Source organism: Hansschlegelia plantiphila, from assembly GCF_027922265.1.
GTDB classification, from domain to species: Bacteria; Pseudomonadota; Alphaproteobacteria; order Rhizobiales; family Methylopilaceae; genus Methylopila; species Methylopila plantiphila.
Map to the genome: position 1 here is coordinate 348,483 of NZ_BSFI01000008.1, position 13,968 is coordinate 362,450.

Consider the following 13,968-nt stretch of genomic DNA (forward strand, 5'->3'; position numbering starts at 1 on the left):
GGAGAGCCGGTATCGTGCGCCGAATAAAGCGCCGGTCCTGACGACGGTCCCGGCTCTTCGCTTCGCTGCGGCCGGGATGACGTTCCTCGCCTTCAGCCGGCGCTTCGGGCCGGCTCACCCACTGGGCCGCATCGAGCGGCGCCGCTGAAAGATCCGACATGACCGACCTCTCCCCCCGCGAAATCGTCTCCGAGCTCGACCGTCACATCGTTGGCCAGCGCGACGCCAAGCGCGCGGTCGCGATCGCGCTGCGCAACCGCTGGCGGCGGCTGCAGCTCACGGGTCATCTGCGCGAAGAGGTGCTGCCGAAGAACATCCTGATGATCGGGCCGACCGGCGTCGGCAAGACCGAGATCTCGCGTCGCCTCGCGCGGCTCGCCAACGCGCCGTTCCTCAAGGTCGAGGCCACCAAGTTCACCGAGGTCGGCTATGTCGGCCGCGACGTCGAGCAGATCGTGCGCGACCTCGTCGAGGTCGGCATCGGGCTGGTGCGCGAGACCAGGCGCAAGGACGTCCGCGCCAAGGCCGAGCTTGCGGCCGAGGAACGGATCCTCGTCGCGCTTGTCGGCGCGACCGCGAGCCCCGCGACGCGCGACTCGTTCCGCAAGAAGCTGATGTCGGGCGAGATGGAGGACAAGGAGATCGAAATCGAGGTCGCCTCGTCCGGCCCCGGCATGATGGAGATCCCCGGCATGCCCGGCCAGGTCGGCATGATCTCGCTTGGCGACATCATGGGCAGGCTTCAGGGCGGCCAGAAGAAGACCCGGCGCGCGCCCGTCAGGGACGCTCGAGACCAGCTGATCGCTGACGAATCGGACAAGCTGCTCGACCAGGAGCAGCTGACGGCGGAGGCGATCCACGTGGTCGAGAACGCCGGCATCGTGTTCCTCGACGAGATCGACAAGATCTGCGCCCGCGACGGCCGCTCCGGCGACGTCAGCCGCGAAGGCGTGCAGCGCGACCTGCTGCCGCTGATCGAGGGCACCACGGTCGCGACCAAGCATGGGCCGGTCAAGACCGACCACATCCTGTTCATCGCCTCCGGCGCCTTCCATGTCGCGAAGCCCTCCGACCTGCTGCCGGAGCTTCAGGGCCGCCTGCCGATCCGCGTCGAGCTCTCCGCGCTCACCCGCGAGGACTTCGTCCGCATCCTGACCGACACCGAGGCGAGCCTCGTGAAGCAGTACGTGGCGCTGATGGCGACCGAGGGCGTGACGCTCGAGATCACCGAGGATGGGATCGCCGCGCTCGCCGACATCGCCGTCGAGGTCAACTCCACCGTCGAAAACATCGGCGCGCGGCGGCTGCAGACGGTTATGGAGCGCGTGCTCGACGAGGTCAGCTTCACCGCCGCCGACATGGGCGGCCAAACGGTGACGGTCGACGGCGACTATGTCCGCAGGTTCGTCGGCGATCTTGCGAAGAACGCGGATCTGAGCCGGTTCATCCTGTAGATCGCAAATACGCCAAAGCCCGTCGTGGTCCGGCTTGACCGGACCACCTGCCTCTGGCGTCGAGCTACGCTCGAACATAGGTCCTGCGGTCGAGCCGGAGGACGACGAGGTTTGTTCTGAAATGAGAGCGTCCGGTCGTCGCCCGGAATTGACAACCCCTCCGCATCGGCCGCAAACGTCGCGCGCTTAAATCTCCGCCGGAGTCCTTCGCAATGAGCCATGCCGACATCGCCGCCGTGATCGACGACGCCTGGGAGCGTCGCGCCGAGATCGGACCGTCGACGACAGGGCCGGTGCGTGAGGCGGTCGAGAACGCGTTGGCTGCGATGGACAAGGGCGAGCTGCGCATCGCCGTGCCCGAGGGCGGAAACTGGACCGTCTACCAGTGGGTCAAGAAGGCGGTTCTGCTGTCGTTCCGGCTGAACGACATGGAGCGTATTCCCGGCGCGCCGGGCGGCGCCTCATGGTGGGACAAGGTCGCCTCGAAGTTCGACGGCTGGGACGACGCGCGCTTCAAGCAGGCGGGCTTCCGCGCCGTGCCCGGCGCCATCGTCCGGCGCTCGGCCTACATCGCGCCGAACGTGGTGCTGATGCCGTCCTTCGTGAACGTCGGCGCCTATGTCGACAGCGGCACGATGGTCGACACCTGGGTGACGATCGGCTCCTGCGCGCAGATCGGCAAGGACTGCCACATCTCCGGCGGCGTCGGCATCGGCGGCGTGCTGGAGCCGCTGCAGGCCGGCCCGGTGATCATCGAGGACAACTGCTTCATCGGCGCGCGCTCGGAAGTCGCCGAAGGGGTGATCGTCCGCAAGGGCGCGGTGCTCTCGATGGGCGTGTTCCTCGGCGCCTCGACCAAGATCGTCGACCGGGCGACCGGCGAGGTCTTCATCGGCGAGGTGCCGGAATATTCGGTCGTCGTGCCCGGCGCGACACCCGGCAAGCCGCTGCCGAACGGCGCGCCCGGCCCGTCGCTCGCCTGCGCCGTGATCGTGAAGCGCGTCGACGAGCAGACGCGGTCCAAGACAGGCATCAACGAACTCCTGCGGGACTGACGCGGAGACGGCGGCGATGACCATCGACCCCCGCGATCCCGTCGCCGTCGCGCAAGGCCTGATCGCCTGCGAGAGCGTCACGCCCGCCGAGGGCGGCGCTCTGGCGCTGATCGAGGCGCTTCTGACGCCGCTCGGCTTCGTCGTCGACCGTCCGGTTTTCTCCGCGGAGGGCACGCCGGACGTCGAAAATCTGTACGCGCGCCGGGGCTCTGGCGCGGCTTTCGTGTTCGCCGGCCACACGGACGTCGTGCCGGTCGGCGACGTCGCGCGCTGGACGCAGGGTCCGTTCTCCGGCGCGGTGGTCGACGGCCAGGTGTTCGGCCGCGGCGCGGTCGATATGAAGGGCGCAATCGCCTGCATGATCGCGGGAGTCGCCCGAAGCGACGCCGAAACGCCGGTGGCGTTTCTGATCACAGGCGATGAAGAGGGCCCGGCGGTCAACGGCACGGCGAAGCTGCTGGACTGGGCGAGCAAGCGCGGCGAGCGCTTTTCGGCCTGTCTGCTGGGCGAGCCGACCAATCCCGACGCGCTTGGCGACGAGATCAAGGTTGGCCGCCGGGGCAGCCATTCCGGCACGCTCGTCATCCGCGGCGTCCAGGGCCATGTCGCCTATCCCGACCGCGCGGACAATCCGATCCGAAGGCTCGGTCCGGCGCTCGCGGCGCTGATGGACGAGCCGCTCGATCAGGGGACGGAGCATTTTCAGCCGTCGAACCTCGAAGTGGTCGGCGTCGAGAGCGGGGCCGGCGCGTTCAACGTCATTCCCGGCGACGCGACGGCGCGTTTCAACGTGCGCTACAACGATCGCCACGACGCGCGCGGCCTGGAGGCCCTGATCCGCGGCCGGCTCGACGCCGCGCTCGGCGCCGGGACCTACGAACTCGCCTTCGAGCAGAACACCGGCGACGCCTTCCTCACGCCGCCCGGCCCCTTCGTCGATCTGGTCGCCGCAGCGATCGAGGCCGAGACCGGCCGCCGTCCCGCGCTCACGACAGGCGGCGGCACCTCGGACGCCCGCTTCATCAAATCCTATTGCCCGGTGGTCGAGTTCGGCCTGGTCGGACGTACGATGCATCAGGTCGACGAGCGGGTTTCGGTCGCCGACCTCGAAACGCTGACGCGGATCTACCAGCGCGTGCTCGCCGCGGTCGCAACCAAGGACGCCTGAATGCCGATCTCGATGTGGTGCGTGCTGTTCGCCGGCGTGCTTCCGATCCTCACCTCCGGCCTCGCCAAGCGCGGCGACCGGAGCTTCGACAATAGCAAGCCGCGCGAATGGGCGCAGACCGCCGAGGACTGGCGCAAGCGCGCCGTCGCCGCACAGCAGAACGCCTTCGAAGCCTTCCCGTTCTTCGCCGCGGCCGTGCTGGTCGCGTGGACGCAGGGCGGCCCCCAGGAATGGATCGACCGCCTCGCCATCGTCTTCGTCGTCGTGCGGCTCGCTTATCTCTGGGCCTATGTCGCGAACAGACCGACGCTCCGCTCGACGATCTGGTCGATCGGGTTTCTCGTCTGCGTCGCGATCTTCACCTCGTCGCTCTGGGCGGGCGGACCGCCCGCCTGAGACTTATTCGGCCGCGAGCGACAGCCCAAGTTCGGACGCCTTGGCGCGGACGTCCGCTTGCGAGCGGCGAAGCCTGAGGGCGATCAGGCTGGCCGGCGCTTTTTCGCGGGCGAGCTCCTTGAGCTCCTGGACGGTTTCGAGCGCCCAAGGCCGGTCCGGTTCGACGGTCTCGTTCATTGGGGTCGATCTCCCTCGATCTGGTGACCGTCAGGGAAGTTGGGACCGGCCGGCTGCGCCGTCGAGCGTTAGGCACGCCCAAATTGGCGGCAGCCTCCGCTCATCAGAACTGGCGTGCGACCATCATCGCCTTGATCTCGGCGATCGCCTTCGCCGGGTTCAGCCCCTTCGGGCAGGCCTTGGCGCAATTCATGATGGTGTGACATCGATAGAGCTTGAAGGGATCTTCGAGCTCGTCGAGCCTGTGGCCCGTCGCCTCGTCGCGGCTGTCGATCAGCCAGCGATAGGCCTGCAGCAGGGCGGCCGGGCCGAGATAGCGGTCGCCGTTCCACCAGTAGCTCGGACACGAGGTCGAGCAGCAGGCGCACAGGATGCACTCGTAGAGCCCGTCGAGCTTCTCGCGGTCGTCGCGGCTCTGCTTCCACTCCGTCCCCGGCGCGCGCGTGTCGGTCTTGAGCCAGGGCTCGACCGAGGCGTGCTGGGCGTAGAACTGCGTGAGGTCGGGGACGAGGTCCTTGATCACCGGCATGTGGGGCAGCGGGTAGATCTTCACCGTGCCGCCCGACGCGCAGGCGTCCATGCCCTTGGTGCAGGCCAGCGTGTTCGTCCCGTCGATGTTCATCGCGCAGGAGCCGCAGATGCCCTCTCGGCAGGAGCGGCGGAAGGTCAGCGTGGAATCGACCTTCGACTTGATCCAGATCAGGCCGTCGAGGACCATCGGCCCGCAATCGTCGCGGTCGACATAGAAGGTGTCGACGCGCGGGTTGATCCCGTCGTCCGGGTTCCAGCGATAGACCTTGAACGGCGTGACGTTTTTGGCCTGCGGCTTCGGCCAGGTCTTGCCCTCGACGAGCCGCGAATTTTTGGGGAGCGTGAGCTGGACCATGACCCTCAGGCCTCGATCAGATCGAGGCGCTTCTCGATGCGTTGCAGGCGAGCGTCGAAACGGTCGAGCTTGTGCTCGAGCCGGACGATGTCCGCCCTGAGGCCGGCGTTTTCACTTCGCGTTCCGATCATCTGATCTTCCAGCGAGGCGACCCGCGCGGTAAGATCCGACACGCGATCGTCCAGCCGGTCGATCTTCTGGTCGATCTGGCGGAGAAAGCGGAGAACGAGGCTGTCGGGTTCGTCGGCCATGATACCCTCAATACACCCGCGCCTTAGGCTCGATATACTGGATGTCGTTGGTCAACGTGTAGGCGTGCACCGGGCGGTAATCGATAGAGACCCGGCGGTTGTCGGTGTCGGCCCAGGAGAGGGTGTGCTTCATCCACTCCCTGTCGTTGCGGTCCGGGAAGTCTTCGCGGGCGTGGGCGCCGCGGCTTTCCTGGCGGTTGACCGCGCTCTCCATGGTGACGACGGCCTGTGAGATCAGGTTGTCGAACTCCATCGTCTCGATCAGGTCGGAGTTCCAGACCAGCGAGCGGTCGCTGATGCCGACATCGTCCGAGCCGGACCAGACCTCGTGGATCAGGCCCTTGCCCTCGTCCAGCACCTCGCCGGTGCGGAACACCGCGCAGTTCGACTGCATCACCTTCTGCATGGAGAGCCGGAGCTCCGCTGTCGGCGTGGCTCCGGCGGCGTTGCGGAAGTGGTCGAGACGGCCGATCGCCAGATCGGCCGCGCCCTTCGGCAGCTCGCGGTGGCTGGCGTTCGGCTCCATCGTCGCGGCGCAGCGGTCGGCGGCCGCGCGGCCGAACACCACGAGGTCGATCAGCGAGTTCGAGCCCAGCCGGTTCGCGCCGTGGACCGAGACGCAGGCCGCTTCGCCCAGCGCCATCAGACCCCGCACGACCGCGTCTGGATCGCCGTCGATCTTGGTCAGAACCTCGCCGTGAAAGTTCGTGGGTATGCCGCCCATGTTGTAGTGCACGGTCGGCAGCACCGGGATCGGCTCCTTGGTCAGGTCGACGCCCGCGAAGATGTGCGCGCTCTCGGAGATGCCCGGCAGGCGCTCATGCAGGATCTTCGGGTCCAGATGATCGAGGTGCAGGTAGATGTGGTCCTTGTTCTTGCCGACGCCGCGGCCTTCGCGGATCTCGACCGTCATGGAGCGAGAGACGACGTCGCGTGAGGCGAGGTCCTTCGCCGACGGCGCATAGCGCTCCATGAAGCGCTCGCCCTCGGAATTGGTGAGGTAGCCGCCCTCGCCGCGCGCGCCCTCGGTGATCAGGCAACCCGCGCCATAGATCCCCGTCGGGTGGAACTGCACGAACTCCATGTCCTGCAGCGGCAGGCCGGCCCGGAGAACCATCGCGTTGCCGTCGCCGGTGCAGGTGTGGGCGGAGGTCGCGGAGAAATAGGCCCGGCCGTAGCCGCCGGTGGCGAGGATGGTCTTGTGGCTGCGGAAGCGGTGCAGCGTGCCGTCGTCCATCTTGAGGGCGATGACGCCGACGCAGGCGCCCTCCTCGTCCATCATCAGGTCGATCGCGAAATACTCGATGAAGAACTGCGCCTTGGCCTTCAGGGCCGCGCCGTAGAGCGTGTGCAGGATCGCGTGACCCGTGCGGTCGGCCGCCGCGCAGGTGCGCTGGGCGGTGCCCTTGCCGTAATGGGTCGTCATGCCGCCGAAGGGGCGCTGGTAGATTTTTCCTTCCTCGGTGCGGGAGAAAGGCACGCCCCAGTGCTCGAGCTCGTAAACCGCGGCCGGCGCGTTGCGCACGAGGTACTCGATCGCGTCCTGGTCGCCGAGCCAGTCGGAGCCCTTGACGGTGTCGTACATATGGAAGCGCCAGTCGTCCTCGCCCATGTTGCCGAGCGCGGCCGATATCCCGCCCTGCGCCGCGACGGTGTGCGAGCGTGTCGGGAACACCTTGGTGATGCAGGCGGTCTTGAGGCCCGCCTCCGAGCAGCCGACGACGGCGCGCAGGCCGGCGCCGCCTGCGCCGACCACGACGACGTCGAAGGTGTGGTCCTCGAACGGATAGGCCCGGCCGTTCACGGCCGGACCTGCGCCGCCATTGGGCTTTGCGGCCGGTGGCATGCCGTTCAGACTCCGAAGCTGATCTTGAGGAGCGCGAAGGCGCAGGACAGGCCGACCACGACCGCGAAGAAGGTGTTCGCCATCAGCGCGAGCAGCTTCAGCAGTTCGTCATGGACATAGTCTTCGATGATGACCTGCATGCCGATCCGCATGTGGACGACGACCGAAACCGTCAGCAGCAGCATCGGGATCGCGATCCACGGCGCGCCGAGCATGGCGGTCGCGCCGGCGTGGCTCGAGCCCGCCAGCGCCGCGACCACGCCGACGAAGAAGATCGTCAGCGGCAGGTTCGCGACCGCCGTCATGCGCTGAAGCCAGAAATGTTCGGTGCCGGCCTTCGCCGCGCCCAGTCCGCGCACCTGGCCGAGAGGGGTCCGCATCGCTTGTTCTCTCCCTCAGGCCGCGCCGCGCAGCAGATAGCCGACGATCCAGACCAGCACGGTCAGCACGACCGATCCGCCGAGCGTCGCCCGATAGAGGAGCTCGCGCTCGCGGGGCTCGAAACCCCGACCGGTGTCCCACATCAGGTGGCGCACCCCTCCGAGGGCATGGTGGATCAGCGTCCAGGTGTAGAGGAACAGCACGACCTGACCGATGAGCGAGCCGTAGACCGCCTGCGCCGAGGCGAACGCCGAAGGGCCCGAGGCGGCGGCGACGAGCCAGATGGCGACCAGCGCCGTGCCGAAATAGAGCCCAGCCCCCGTGATGCGATGCACGATCGACATCATCATCGACAGCATCGGCCGGTAGATCTGCAGATGAGGAGAGAGCGGCCGGGCTGACGAGGCGGCTTTCGGGGAGTCCATGGTTTGGACCTTTTCGAAGTTCGCGACAGGAACTAGCGGATGGTGCGGCGCCGCGCAACGCCGCGGGCCGCAGAGCCGCCGCCCGTCTTTGGTAGCAGCTTCGAACGCGTCCGGCTGCATGGAGACGATCGTCCATTCGGACAGCGCGCGGTCGGCGGACCGCATATGCGACATTTCGTCGCTACGCATCCTCCCTAACTGTTCCGTCGTTCGGGTTTGCTGCGATCGTGCCCTGTCCTGTTCACCTTCTTGGCGCGGGACCCTTGGGGAGAACAGGCGCCATGCCATCGATCGTTGAGCCGATTGACGTGGCGGCTCGCCGGAGGGCGCCGCGCCTCGCAGGCGACGCCCGCCGCCAGCAGATCGTTCAGGCGGCTTGTCGCTTCTTCGCCGACAACGGTTTCAGCGGCCCGACGCGCGACCTCGCCGCCTCGATCGGCGTGACCCAGGCGCTGCTCTATCGCTATTTCGACAGCAAGACCGCGCTCATCGAAGCGGTGTTCGCCGAGGTCTTCCGCAATCATTGGAGCGTCGGGGCGCTTGAAGGGTTTCGGGCTTCCGCCGGCGAGCCGATGGCCGAGCGCGTCGCCTCCGTGTATGCGCGGATGTTGCCGCAAATGAGCTGCACGGCGACGCGGTTGTTCTTCCGCGCCGGCCTCGATTCCTATTCCGAGCCGATCTACCACGGCTCGATGCGCAACTGGCCGGTCTGGACGGCGATGCTTGAGAACTGGCGCTGCGAAGAGGGCCTGCCGCCCCTCGCCGGCAAACCTCTGATGGAAGGCGAACGCACGCTGATGCTCGCCCTGCACCACGCCATGGTCACGATCCGCGTCCGCGAATACATTTTCCATACCCCCCGTACGCTGGACGACGCCGACGACATCGCGCAGGTCGCGGAAACCTACGACGCGGGAATCCGCGCGGTGCTGAGGCGACTGCACGCCGGGCAGGCGAGCGCCGGTCGGATCGCCTTCGCCGGCGAGGTCCAGGAAGCCGCCGCCTGATCTTCGCCGAATGCGCGTAACCTAGCGCGGGACCAGCAGCCAGAGATCAAGATCCAGCACGACCGCCGGATGATCCTTGCCGTCCTCTCCGAGGCGCGGGAAGTCCGCAGCCGAAAAATCCTTCAGCCCGGTGATCCGGACGCGCAGCGCGCCGACGTCGTCGCGACCTGGCAACGCCTGTTTGTCCACGATCTCGGACCATGCATAGAGCGTGTCTCCGGCGAAAATCGGCGCGACATGCCGGCCGGCGTTGATGCCGGCGATGTGGAACGCGTTCTCCAGCCCATTGAAGGTGAGGCCGCGGGCGAGGCTGATGACGTGGCCGCCATAGACCAGCCGGCGTCCGATCTTGCTCGACTTCTGCGCATAGCCGTCGAAATGGACGCGCGCGGTGTTCTGCCAGAGCCGGGTGGCGAGCTGATGCTCGGCCTCCTCAACCGTCATGCCGTCGACGTGGTCGATCTTCTCGCCGACCGCGTAGTCGTCGAAGCGCCGCGCGCCGCCAGCCTCGGCGTCGTCCCAGGCTGAGGGTTGGATCCGCGGACAGGCCGCGCCCAGCTGCGAGGGATCCACGGCCGACGGAAGCTCCGGCACGACAGCGTCCGGAACCGGCCTTCCGCCCTGCACGCGGACCAGCACCCAGCGGACATATTCGAGCACCGGCGCGCCGTCGGACCGGACGCCGCGGGTGCGGACCCAGACCACGCCCGCGTCGCCCTTCGAGGTCGGCCGCACGCCGATGACTTCCGAGGTCGAAACCAGCGTGTCGCCGGGATAGACCGCCCTGAGGAAGCGGCCATCCGCATAGCCGAGATTGGCGAAGGCGTTGAGCGAGACGTCCGGCACCGTCTTGCCGAACACCACATGGAAGGTGACGAGGTCGTCGACCGGGCTCGCCGGGTAGCCGATGCGCCGCGCGAAGGCGTCGGAGGACTGCACGACGAAGCGGTTGCCGTAGAGCGCCTGGTTGAGCGCGAGGTCACCGACCGTCACCGTACGCGGCGTCGCGTGCCTGATCACGTCGCCGACGACGAAATCCTCGAAAAACCGCCCGGCTCCCGCCATTCCCACGCTCCTTCGCCTTTTGTGCGGCGCCGTATTTTGCATGGCGCGACGCGCGCGGCGACCTCGACGTTCGTCGCCGGACTGCCTTTCCGGAAGGTGAAGAGGATCGGACGATTGCCGCGTTCTGGCTTCACCCGACCTTCAAACGCGGCATGCCAGTGTCCGGTCGCGGCTGGTCACCCTGCCGCGGCAGAGAATGGGGAATTCACATGGCGCTCGGCGACGCAGCGGAACTGGCACTGGAGACGGCGTCCGGGGGCGCTCTTGTGGCGGACGCCGCAAGGCGGGCGCTCGCGCACGAACGGGCCGGCCGCTTCCGCGAAGCCTGGACGGCGTGGGAGGAGCTGCGCGCGGCCCATCCGTCGCGCTCCGACTGGAACGCGCCGCTCGCCGCGAGCTATCTGCGCTTCGCGTTCGGCTGGACCGCCGACGGCTGCGAAGGCTCGCTGCGCGAAGCCGAGGAGGCGCTGGTGCGCGGCGTCGCGATTCTCACCATCGACGTCGCGGGGAGCGCCGACGACGTCGCGCGGCTGCTGCTGATCGCCCGCGCCTGCGAGCAACGCTGCATCCTGAGGGCGTTCGGCGAGGGCTGGACGCGCGCGGCGCGCGATGCGCTGGAGGCGGGAGAGGCGCCTCCCGTGACGGGCGACCCGCGGCAGGTGTCCGCGGCGGGCGCCGCGGCCACCGTGGCGTTCGATCTCGTCGCGCTGACGGCGCCCTCGCTCGCCTCGCTCGCAGGAGAACTCGCCCAGAGCTGCCTGCGGCTCGCGACGACGCTCGACGCCGTCGGCGCCGAGGACGAGGCGCGGGAGTTGCTGATGCGCGTCGAGGCCGTCCTGCGCGGGCCGCCGGCGAAACGGTCGCGACCGAAGCTCGTCGCGATCGAAGGCGGCGCAGCGGCGGGGCCCACCACGGCGCCGCGCGCGCCTCAGCTTTCGCTGGTCACCAGTCGGACAGCTTGATCTCGTCCGACCATTCCGCGCCGGCGACCTCTTTCACGACCGCCTGCCCGCAGATCACGGTGCCCTTGGCGGAATCGAAGGTCAGCGACGGCTGTCCGTGCAGCGCCCAGCCCGCGTTCAGCGCGGCCGAGACGCGCTTGCAGAACGCCGCGTCGTCAGGCCCGGTGAGGAAGCGATAGAGCTTCATCGTCTCACGCCGCCTGCTTGAGCAGTCCGCGGTTGACGAGGCACTCGGCGATCTGGACCGCGTTCAGCGCAGCGCCCTTGCGCAGGTTGTCGGAGACGATCCACATCGCAAGGCCGCTGTCGACCGTCGGATCCTCGCGGATGCGGCTGACGAAGGTCGCGAAATCGCCGACGCATTCGACCGGCGTCACGTAGCCGCCGGGCTCGCGCTTGTCGACGACGAGGATCCCCGGCGCCTCGCGCAGGATGTCGCGCGCCTCGTCGGCCGAGAGCGGACGCTCGAACTCGATGTTCACGGCCTCCGAATGGCCGACGAACACCGGCACGCGCACCGCGGTCGCCGTCAGCTTGATCTTCGGGTCGAGGATCTTCTTGGTCTCCGCGACCATCTTCCATTCCTCCTTCGTGTAGCCGTCCTCCATGAAGACGTCGATCTGAGGAATGACGTTGAACGCGATCTGCTTCGGGAACTTGCGGTTGTCGTCGCCCTCCGGGGCCTGATTGACGTAGATGCCCTTCGTCTGGTTCCAGAGCTCGTCCATAGCGTCCTTGCCGGCGCCGGAGACCGACTGGTAGGTCGACACGACGACGCGCGTGATCTTCGCGGCGTCATGGAGCGGCTTCAGCGCCACCACGAGCTGCGCGGTCGAGCAGTTGGGGTTCGCGATGATGCCCTTCTTGGCGTAACCGGCGACCGCGTCGGCGTTCACCTCCGGCACCACCAGGGGAACGTCGGGGTCCATCCGCCAGACCGAGGAGTTGTCGATCACGATCGCGCCCTGGGCCGCGATCTTCGGCGACCACTCCTTGGACACCGAGCCGCCGGCCGACATCAGGCAGATATCGGTCTTCGAGAAGTCGAACATCTCGAGCGTCTGGCACTTCAGCACGCGGTCGCCGAAGGAGACTTCCGTTCCCTGGCTGCGGCGCGAGGCGAGCGCGACGATCTCGTCGACCGGGAACTCCCGCTCCTCGAGGATGGTCAGCATCTCGCGGCCAACATTGCCCGTGGCGCCGACGACTGCGATCCGATAGCCCATTTCAAACTCCATCGGCCGGCGTGGTCTTCCCGCCGGCCTCGTCAAGATCTGCGGCATGCGGCCGCGCCGTTCCAATGACCTGAAACCGAGGCGATTTCAACGCCCGCGGCGTGTTGGCCGCTATGCAACCGTTTCGACTTGCCGCACGTTTGACCGAATATGGCGATCAGGCGCCCGGAGGCTTCTCGATGACCGTGTCCGTGTCCCGTTCTTTCGCGCTCGCGGCGGCGCTCGCCGTGTCGGCGTCCGTCGCGCTTCCGGCGTTGGCCGAGCCCTTCGACCCCCGGGCCCGCAACGACGGCGTCTCGATCACGATCACCAAGCAGCCGAGCTATCTCAACACCCGCGCCACGCCGCTCGGCCCGACCACCCAGGCGAGCTACCGCACTTCGGCGATCTACCAGCCGTTCCAGCAGCAGCCGAACTCGATCAGCTTCTATCGCGGCGGGCTGCCCGGCAACTTCGAGGTGCCGGGCTTCTGAGGCCAAACGCAGGAACGTCCTGCCGGACGTTCAAGACGCCTCTGGTCCGCCGTCTCAGGCCGCAAGCAGCCCTTCGAACTTCTTCAGCACCGCGTCGCCCATCTCGGACGTGCCGACCCGGGTCATGCCATCGGTCCAGATGTCGCCGGTGCGCAGGCCGTCGTCCAGCACCGCGGCGATCGCCCTGTCCAGCACGGCTGCGACTTCGGGCTTCCCGAACGAATATTTCAGCGCCATCGCAAGGCTTGCGATCATCGCGATCGGGTTCGCGAGGCCCTTGCCGGCGATATCCGGCGCCGAGCCATGGACGGGCTCGTAGAGCGCCTTCCGCTTGCCCGTCGCGGCATCCTCGGCGCCGAGCGAGGCCGACGGCAGCATGCCGAGCGAGCCTGTCAGCATCGAGGCGACGTCTGACAGGATGTCGCCGAACAAATTGTCCGTGACGATGACGTCGAACTGCTTCGGCGCGCGCACCAGCTGCATGCCGAGCGCGTCGGCCAGCATGTGGTCGAGCTTGACGTCCTCGTAGCCCTGCTTGTGGGTCGCGGTGACGACCTGGTTCCACAGCAGGCCCGACTTCATCACGTTGCGCTTCTCGGCGGAGGTCACGCGGCCCGAGCGGACGCGAGCCAGTTCGAAGGCGACCTTGGCGATCCGCTCGATCTCGTAGGTTTCGTAGACCTGCGTGTCGACGGCGCGCTTCTGGCCGTTTCCAAGGTCCGTGATCTCCTTCGGCGAACCGAAATAGACGCCGCCGGTGAGCTCGCGGACGATGACGATGTCGAGTCCGTCGACCAGTTCGCGCTTGAGCGCAGAGGCGTCGGCGAGCGCCGGATAGCAGATCGCGGGCCGCAGGTTCGCGAACAGCTCAAGGTCCTTGCGGAGACGAAGCAGCCCGGCCTCGGGGCGCGCGTCGTAAGCGACGCCGTCCCACTTCGGACCGCCGACCGCCCCGAACAGGATGGCGTCGGCCGCCTTCGCCTTCGCCATCGCCGCGTCCGTGATCGCAACGCCGTGGGCGTCATAGGCGGCGCCGCCGACGAGATCCTCGTCGATCTCGAAGGAAAGGATGCCCTTCTGCTCGATCAGCGCGAGCAGGCGACGCACCTCGGCCAGAACCTCGACGCCGATTCCGTCGCCGGGCAGGAGAAGGAGCTTGTTCGTCGCCATGGTGTCCTCGTCGATCA

The 13,968-nt window shown here is 67.7% G+C and carries 17 protein-coding genes; 7 read left to right on the plus strand and 10 right to left on the minus strand.

Annotated features, from left to right (window positions below; genetic code table 11):
- The first annotated feature begins 158 nt into the window (after positions 1-158).
- From hslU to PKE75_RS11455, 4 genes are all read left to right on the plus strand, one after another.
- Positions 159-1,454, plus strand: a complete 1,296-nt coding sequence (gene hslU / locus PKE75_RS11440) for an ATP-dependent protease ATPase subunit HslU (RefSeq protein ID WP_271168855.1) — start codon at positions 159-161, stop codon at positions 1,452-1,454.
- Positions 1,455-1,666: 212 nt separating this feature from the next.
- Positions 1,667-2,509, plus strand: a complete 843-nt coding sequence (dapD, locus tag PKE75_RS11445; protein ID WP_271168856.1) for a 2,3,4,5-tetrahydropyridine-2,6-dicarboxylate N-succinyltransferase — start codon at positions 1,667-1,669, stop codon at positions 2,507-2,509.
- Between the two features lie 16 nt (positions 2,510-2,525).
- Positions 2,526-3,677 (plus strand): succinyl-diaminopimelate desuccinylase, encoded by a 1,152-nt coding sequence (gene dapE / locus PKE75_RS11450; protein ID WP_271168857.1) that lies wholly within the window; start codon positions 2,526-2,528, stop codon positions 3,675-3,677.
- The gene (locus PKE75_RS11455) at positions 3,678-4,073 is read left to right on the plus strand and encodes an MAPEG family protein (protein ID WP_271168858.1); all 396 of its coding nucleotides are present in this window, start codon (positions 3,678-3,680) and stop codon (positions 4,071-4,073) included.
- A gap of 3 nt (positions 4,074-4,076) precedes the next feature.
- Here PKE75_RS11455 and PKE75_RS11460 read toward each other — a convergent pair whose 3' ends face one another.
- From PKE75_RS11460 to sdhC, 6 genes are all read right to left on the minus strand, one after another.
- Positions 4,077-4,250 (minus strand): hypothetical protein, encoded by a 174-nt coding sequence (locus PKE75_RS11460; RefSeq protein WP_271168859.1) that lies wholly within the window; start codon positions 4,248-4,250, stop codon positions 4,077-4,079.
- A gap of 103 nt (positions 4,251-4,353) precedes the next feature.
- Positions 4,354-5,136 (minus strand): succinate dehydrogenase iron-sulfur subunit, encoded by a 783-nt coding sequence (locus tag PKE75_RS11465; RefSeq protein ID WP_271168860.1) that lies wholly within the window; start codon positions 5,134-5,136, stop codon positions 4,354-4,356.
- A gap of 5 nt (positions 5,137-5,141) precedes the next feature.
- Entirely contained in the window at positions 5,142-5,387 is a 246-nt protein-coding gene (locus PKE75_RS11470; protein WP_271168861.1) for a hypothetical protein, read from the minus strand.
- Between the two features lie 7 nt (positions 5,388-5,394).
- The gene (sdhA, locus tag PKE75_RS11475; RefSeq protein WP_271168862.1) at positions 5,395-7,233 is read right to left on the minus strand and encodes a succinate dehydrogenase flavoprotein subunit; all 1,839 of its coding nucleotides are present in this window, start codon (positions 7,231-7,233) and stop codon (positions 5,395-5,397) included.
- A 5-nt stretch (positions 7,234-7,238) separates the two neighbouring features.
- Positions 7,239-7,613 carry a succinate dehydrogenase, hydrophobic membrane anchor protein gene (sdhD, locus tag PKE75_RS11480; RefSeq protein WP_271168863.1) on the minus strand — a complete coding sequence of 125 codons (375 nt, stop codon included), beginning with the start codon at positions 7,611-7,613 and terminating at the stop codon, positions 7,239-7,241.
- A 15-nt stretch (positions 7,614-7,628) separates the two neighbouring features.
- The gene (sdhC, locus tag PKE75_RS11485) at positions 7,629-8,039 is read right to left on the minus strand and encodes a succinate dehydrogenase, cytochrome b556 subunit (RefSeq protein WP_271168864.1); all 411 of its coding nucleotides are present in this window, start codon (positions 8,037-8,039) and stop codon (positions 7,629-7,631) included.
- 281 nt (positions 8,040-8,320) lie between these two features.
- On the opposite strand from sdhC, the gene PKE75_RS11490 reads away from it, so the two are divergent.
- The gene (locus PKE75_RS11490; protein WP_271168865.1) at positions 8,321-9,046 is read left to right on the plus strand and encodes a TetR/AcrR family transcriptional regulator; all 726 of its coding nucleotides are present in this window, start codon (positions 8,321-8,323) and stop codon (positions 9,044-9,046) included.
- Between the two features lie 21 nt (positions 9,047-9,067).
- Here PKE75_RS11490 and PKE75_RS11495 read toward each other — a convergent pair whose 3' ends face one another.
- Positions 9,068-10,111 carry a MaoC family dehydratase gene (locus PKE75_RS11495; protein ID WP_271168866.1) on the minus strand — a complete coding sequence of 348 codons (1,044 nt, stop codon included), beginning with the start codon at positions 10,109-10,111 and terminating at the stop codon, positions 9,068-9,070.
- 209 nt (positions 10,112-10,320) lie between these two features.
- Between PKE75_RS11495 and PKE75_RS11500 the strand changes: the two genes are divergently transcribed.
- On the plus strand, positions 10,321-11,073 hold the full coding sequence (locus PKE75_RS11500) for a hypothetical protein (RefSeq protein WP_271168867.1): 753 nt from the start codon (positions 10,321-10,323) through the stop codon (positions 11,071-11,073).
- Here PKE75_RS11500 and PKE75_RS11505 read toward each other — a convergent pair.
- Positions 11,054-11,260 (minus strand): DUF1737 domain-containing protein, encoded by a 207-nt coding sequence (locus PKE75_RS11505; protein ID WP_271168868.1) that lies wholly within the window; start codon positions 11,258-11,260, stop codon positions 11,054-11,056. The two genes, PKE75_RS11500 and PKE75_RS11505, sit on opposite strands and share 20 nt — an antisense overlap.
- 4 nt (positions 11,261-11,264) lie before the next feature.
- Entirely contained in the window at positions 11,265-12,299 is a 1,035-nt protein-coding gene (locus PKE75_RS11510; RefSeq protein WP_271168869.1) for an aspartate-semialdehyde dehydrogenase, read from the minus strand.
- A gap of 188 nt (positions 12,300-12,487) precedes the next feature.
- Between PKE75_RS11510 and PKE75_RS11515 the strand changes: the two genes are divergently transcribed.
- On the plus strand, positions 12,488-12,781 hold the full coding sequence (locus tag PKE75_RS11515; RefSeq protein ID WP_271168870.1) for a hypothetical protein: 294 nt from the start codon (positions 12,488-12,490) through the stop codon (positions 12,779-12,781).
- A gap of 54 nt (positions 12,782-12,835) precedes the next feature.
- Here the strand turns inward: PKE75_RS11515 and leuB are convergent, their stop codons facing one another.
- Positions 12,836-13,951: a 3-isopropylmalate dehydrogenase gene (gene leuB / locus PKE75_RS11520; protein WP_271168871.1), complete on the minus strand. Its 1,116-nt coding sequence runs from the start codon at positions 13,949-13,951 to the stop codon at positions 12,836-12,838.
- Between the last annotated feature and the right edge of the window lie 17 nt (positions 13,952-13,968).

Bases quoted from the DNA above. Each gene is read 5' to 3' on its own strand.
- PKE75_RS11490 (WP_271168865.1), top strand. From the start codon at position 8,321: ATGCCATCGATCGTTGAGCCGATTGACGTGGCGGCTCGCCGGAGGGCG.
- hslU (WP_271168855.1), top strand. From the start codon at position 159: ATGACCGACCTCTCCCCCCGCGAAATCGTCTCCGAGCTCGACCGTCAC.
- sdhA (WP_271168862.1), bottom strand. From the start codon at position 7,233: ATGCCACCGGCCGCAAAGCCCAATGGCGGCGCAGGTCCGGCCGTGAAC.
- PKE75_RS11465 (WP_271168860.1), bottom strand. From the start codon at position 5,136: ATGGTCCAGCTCACGCTCCCCAAAAATTCGCGGCTCGTCGAGGGCAAG.
- PKE75_RS11510 (WP_271168869.1), bottom strand. From the start codon at position 12,299: ATGGGCTATCGGATCGCAGTCGTCGGCGCCACGGGCAATGTTGGCCGC.
- PKE75_RS11460 (WP_271168859.1), bottom strand. From the start codon at position 4,250: ATGAACGAGACCGTCGAACCGGACCGGCCTTGGGCGCTCGAAACCGTC.
- dapE (WP_271168857.1), top strand. From the start codon at position 2,526: ATGACCATCGACCCCCGCGATCCCGTCGCCGTCGCGCAAGGCCTGATC.
- leuB (WP_271168871.1), bottom strand. From the start codon at position 13,951: ATGGCGACGAACAAGCTCCTTCTCCTGCCCGGCGACGGAATCGGCGTC.
- PKE75_RS11505 (WP_271168868.1), bottom strand. From the start codon at position 11,260: ATGAAGCTCTATCGCTTCCTCACCGGGCCTGACGACGCGGCGTTCTGC.
- sdhD (WP_271168863.1), bottom strand. From the start codon at position 7,613: ATGCGGACCCCTCTCGGCCAGGTGCGCGGACTGGGCGCGGCGAAGGCC.
- PKE75_RS11495 (WP_271168866.1), bottom strand. From the start codon at position 10,111: ATGGCGGGAGCCGGGCGGTTTTTCGAGGATTTCGTCGTCGGCGACGTG.
- PKE75_RS11455 (WP_271168858.1), top strand. From the start codon at position 3,678: ATGCCGATCTCGATGTGGTGCGTGCTGTTCGCCGGCGTGCTTCCGATC.
- PKE75_RS11500 (WP_271168867.1), top strand. From the start codon at position 10,321: ATGGCGCTCGGCGACGCAGCGGAACTGGCACTGGAGACGGCGTCCGGG.
- PKE75_RS11470 (WP_271168861.1), bottom strand. From the start codon at position 5,387: ATGGCCGACGAACCCGACAGCCTCGTTCTCCGCTTTCTCCGCCAGATC.
- PKE75_RS11515 (WP_271168870.1), top strand. From the start codon at position 12,488: ATGACCGTGTCCGTGTCCCGTTCTTTCGCGCTCGCGGCGGCGCTCGCC.
- dapD (WP_271168856.1), top strand. From the start codon at position 1,667: ATGAGCCATGCCGACATCGCCGCCGTGATCGACGACGCCTGGGAGCGT.
- sdhC (WP_271168864.1), bottom strand. From the start codon at position 8,039: ATGGACTCCCCGAAAGCCGCCTCGTCAGCCCGGCCGCTCTCTCCTCAT.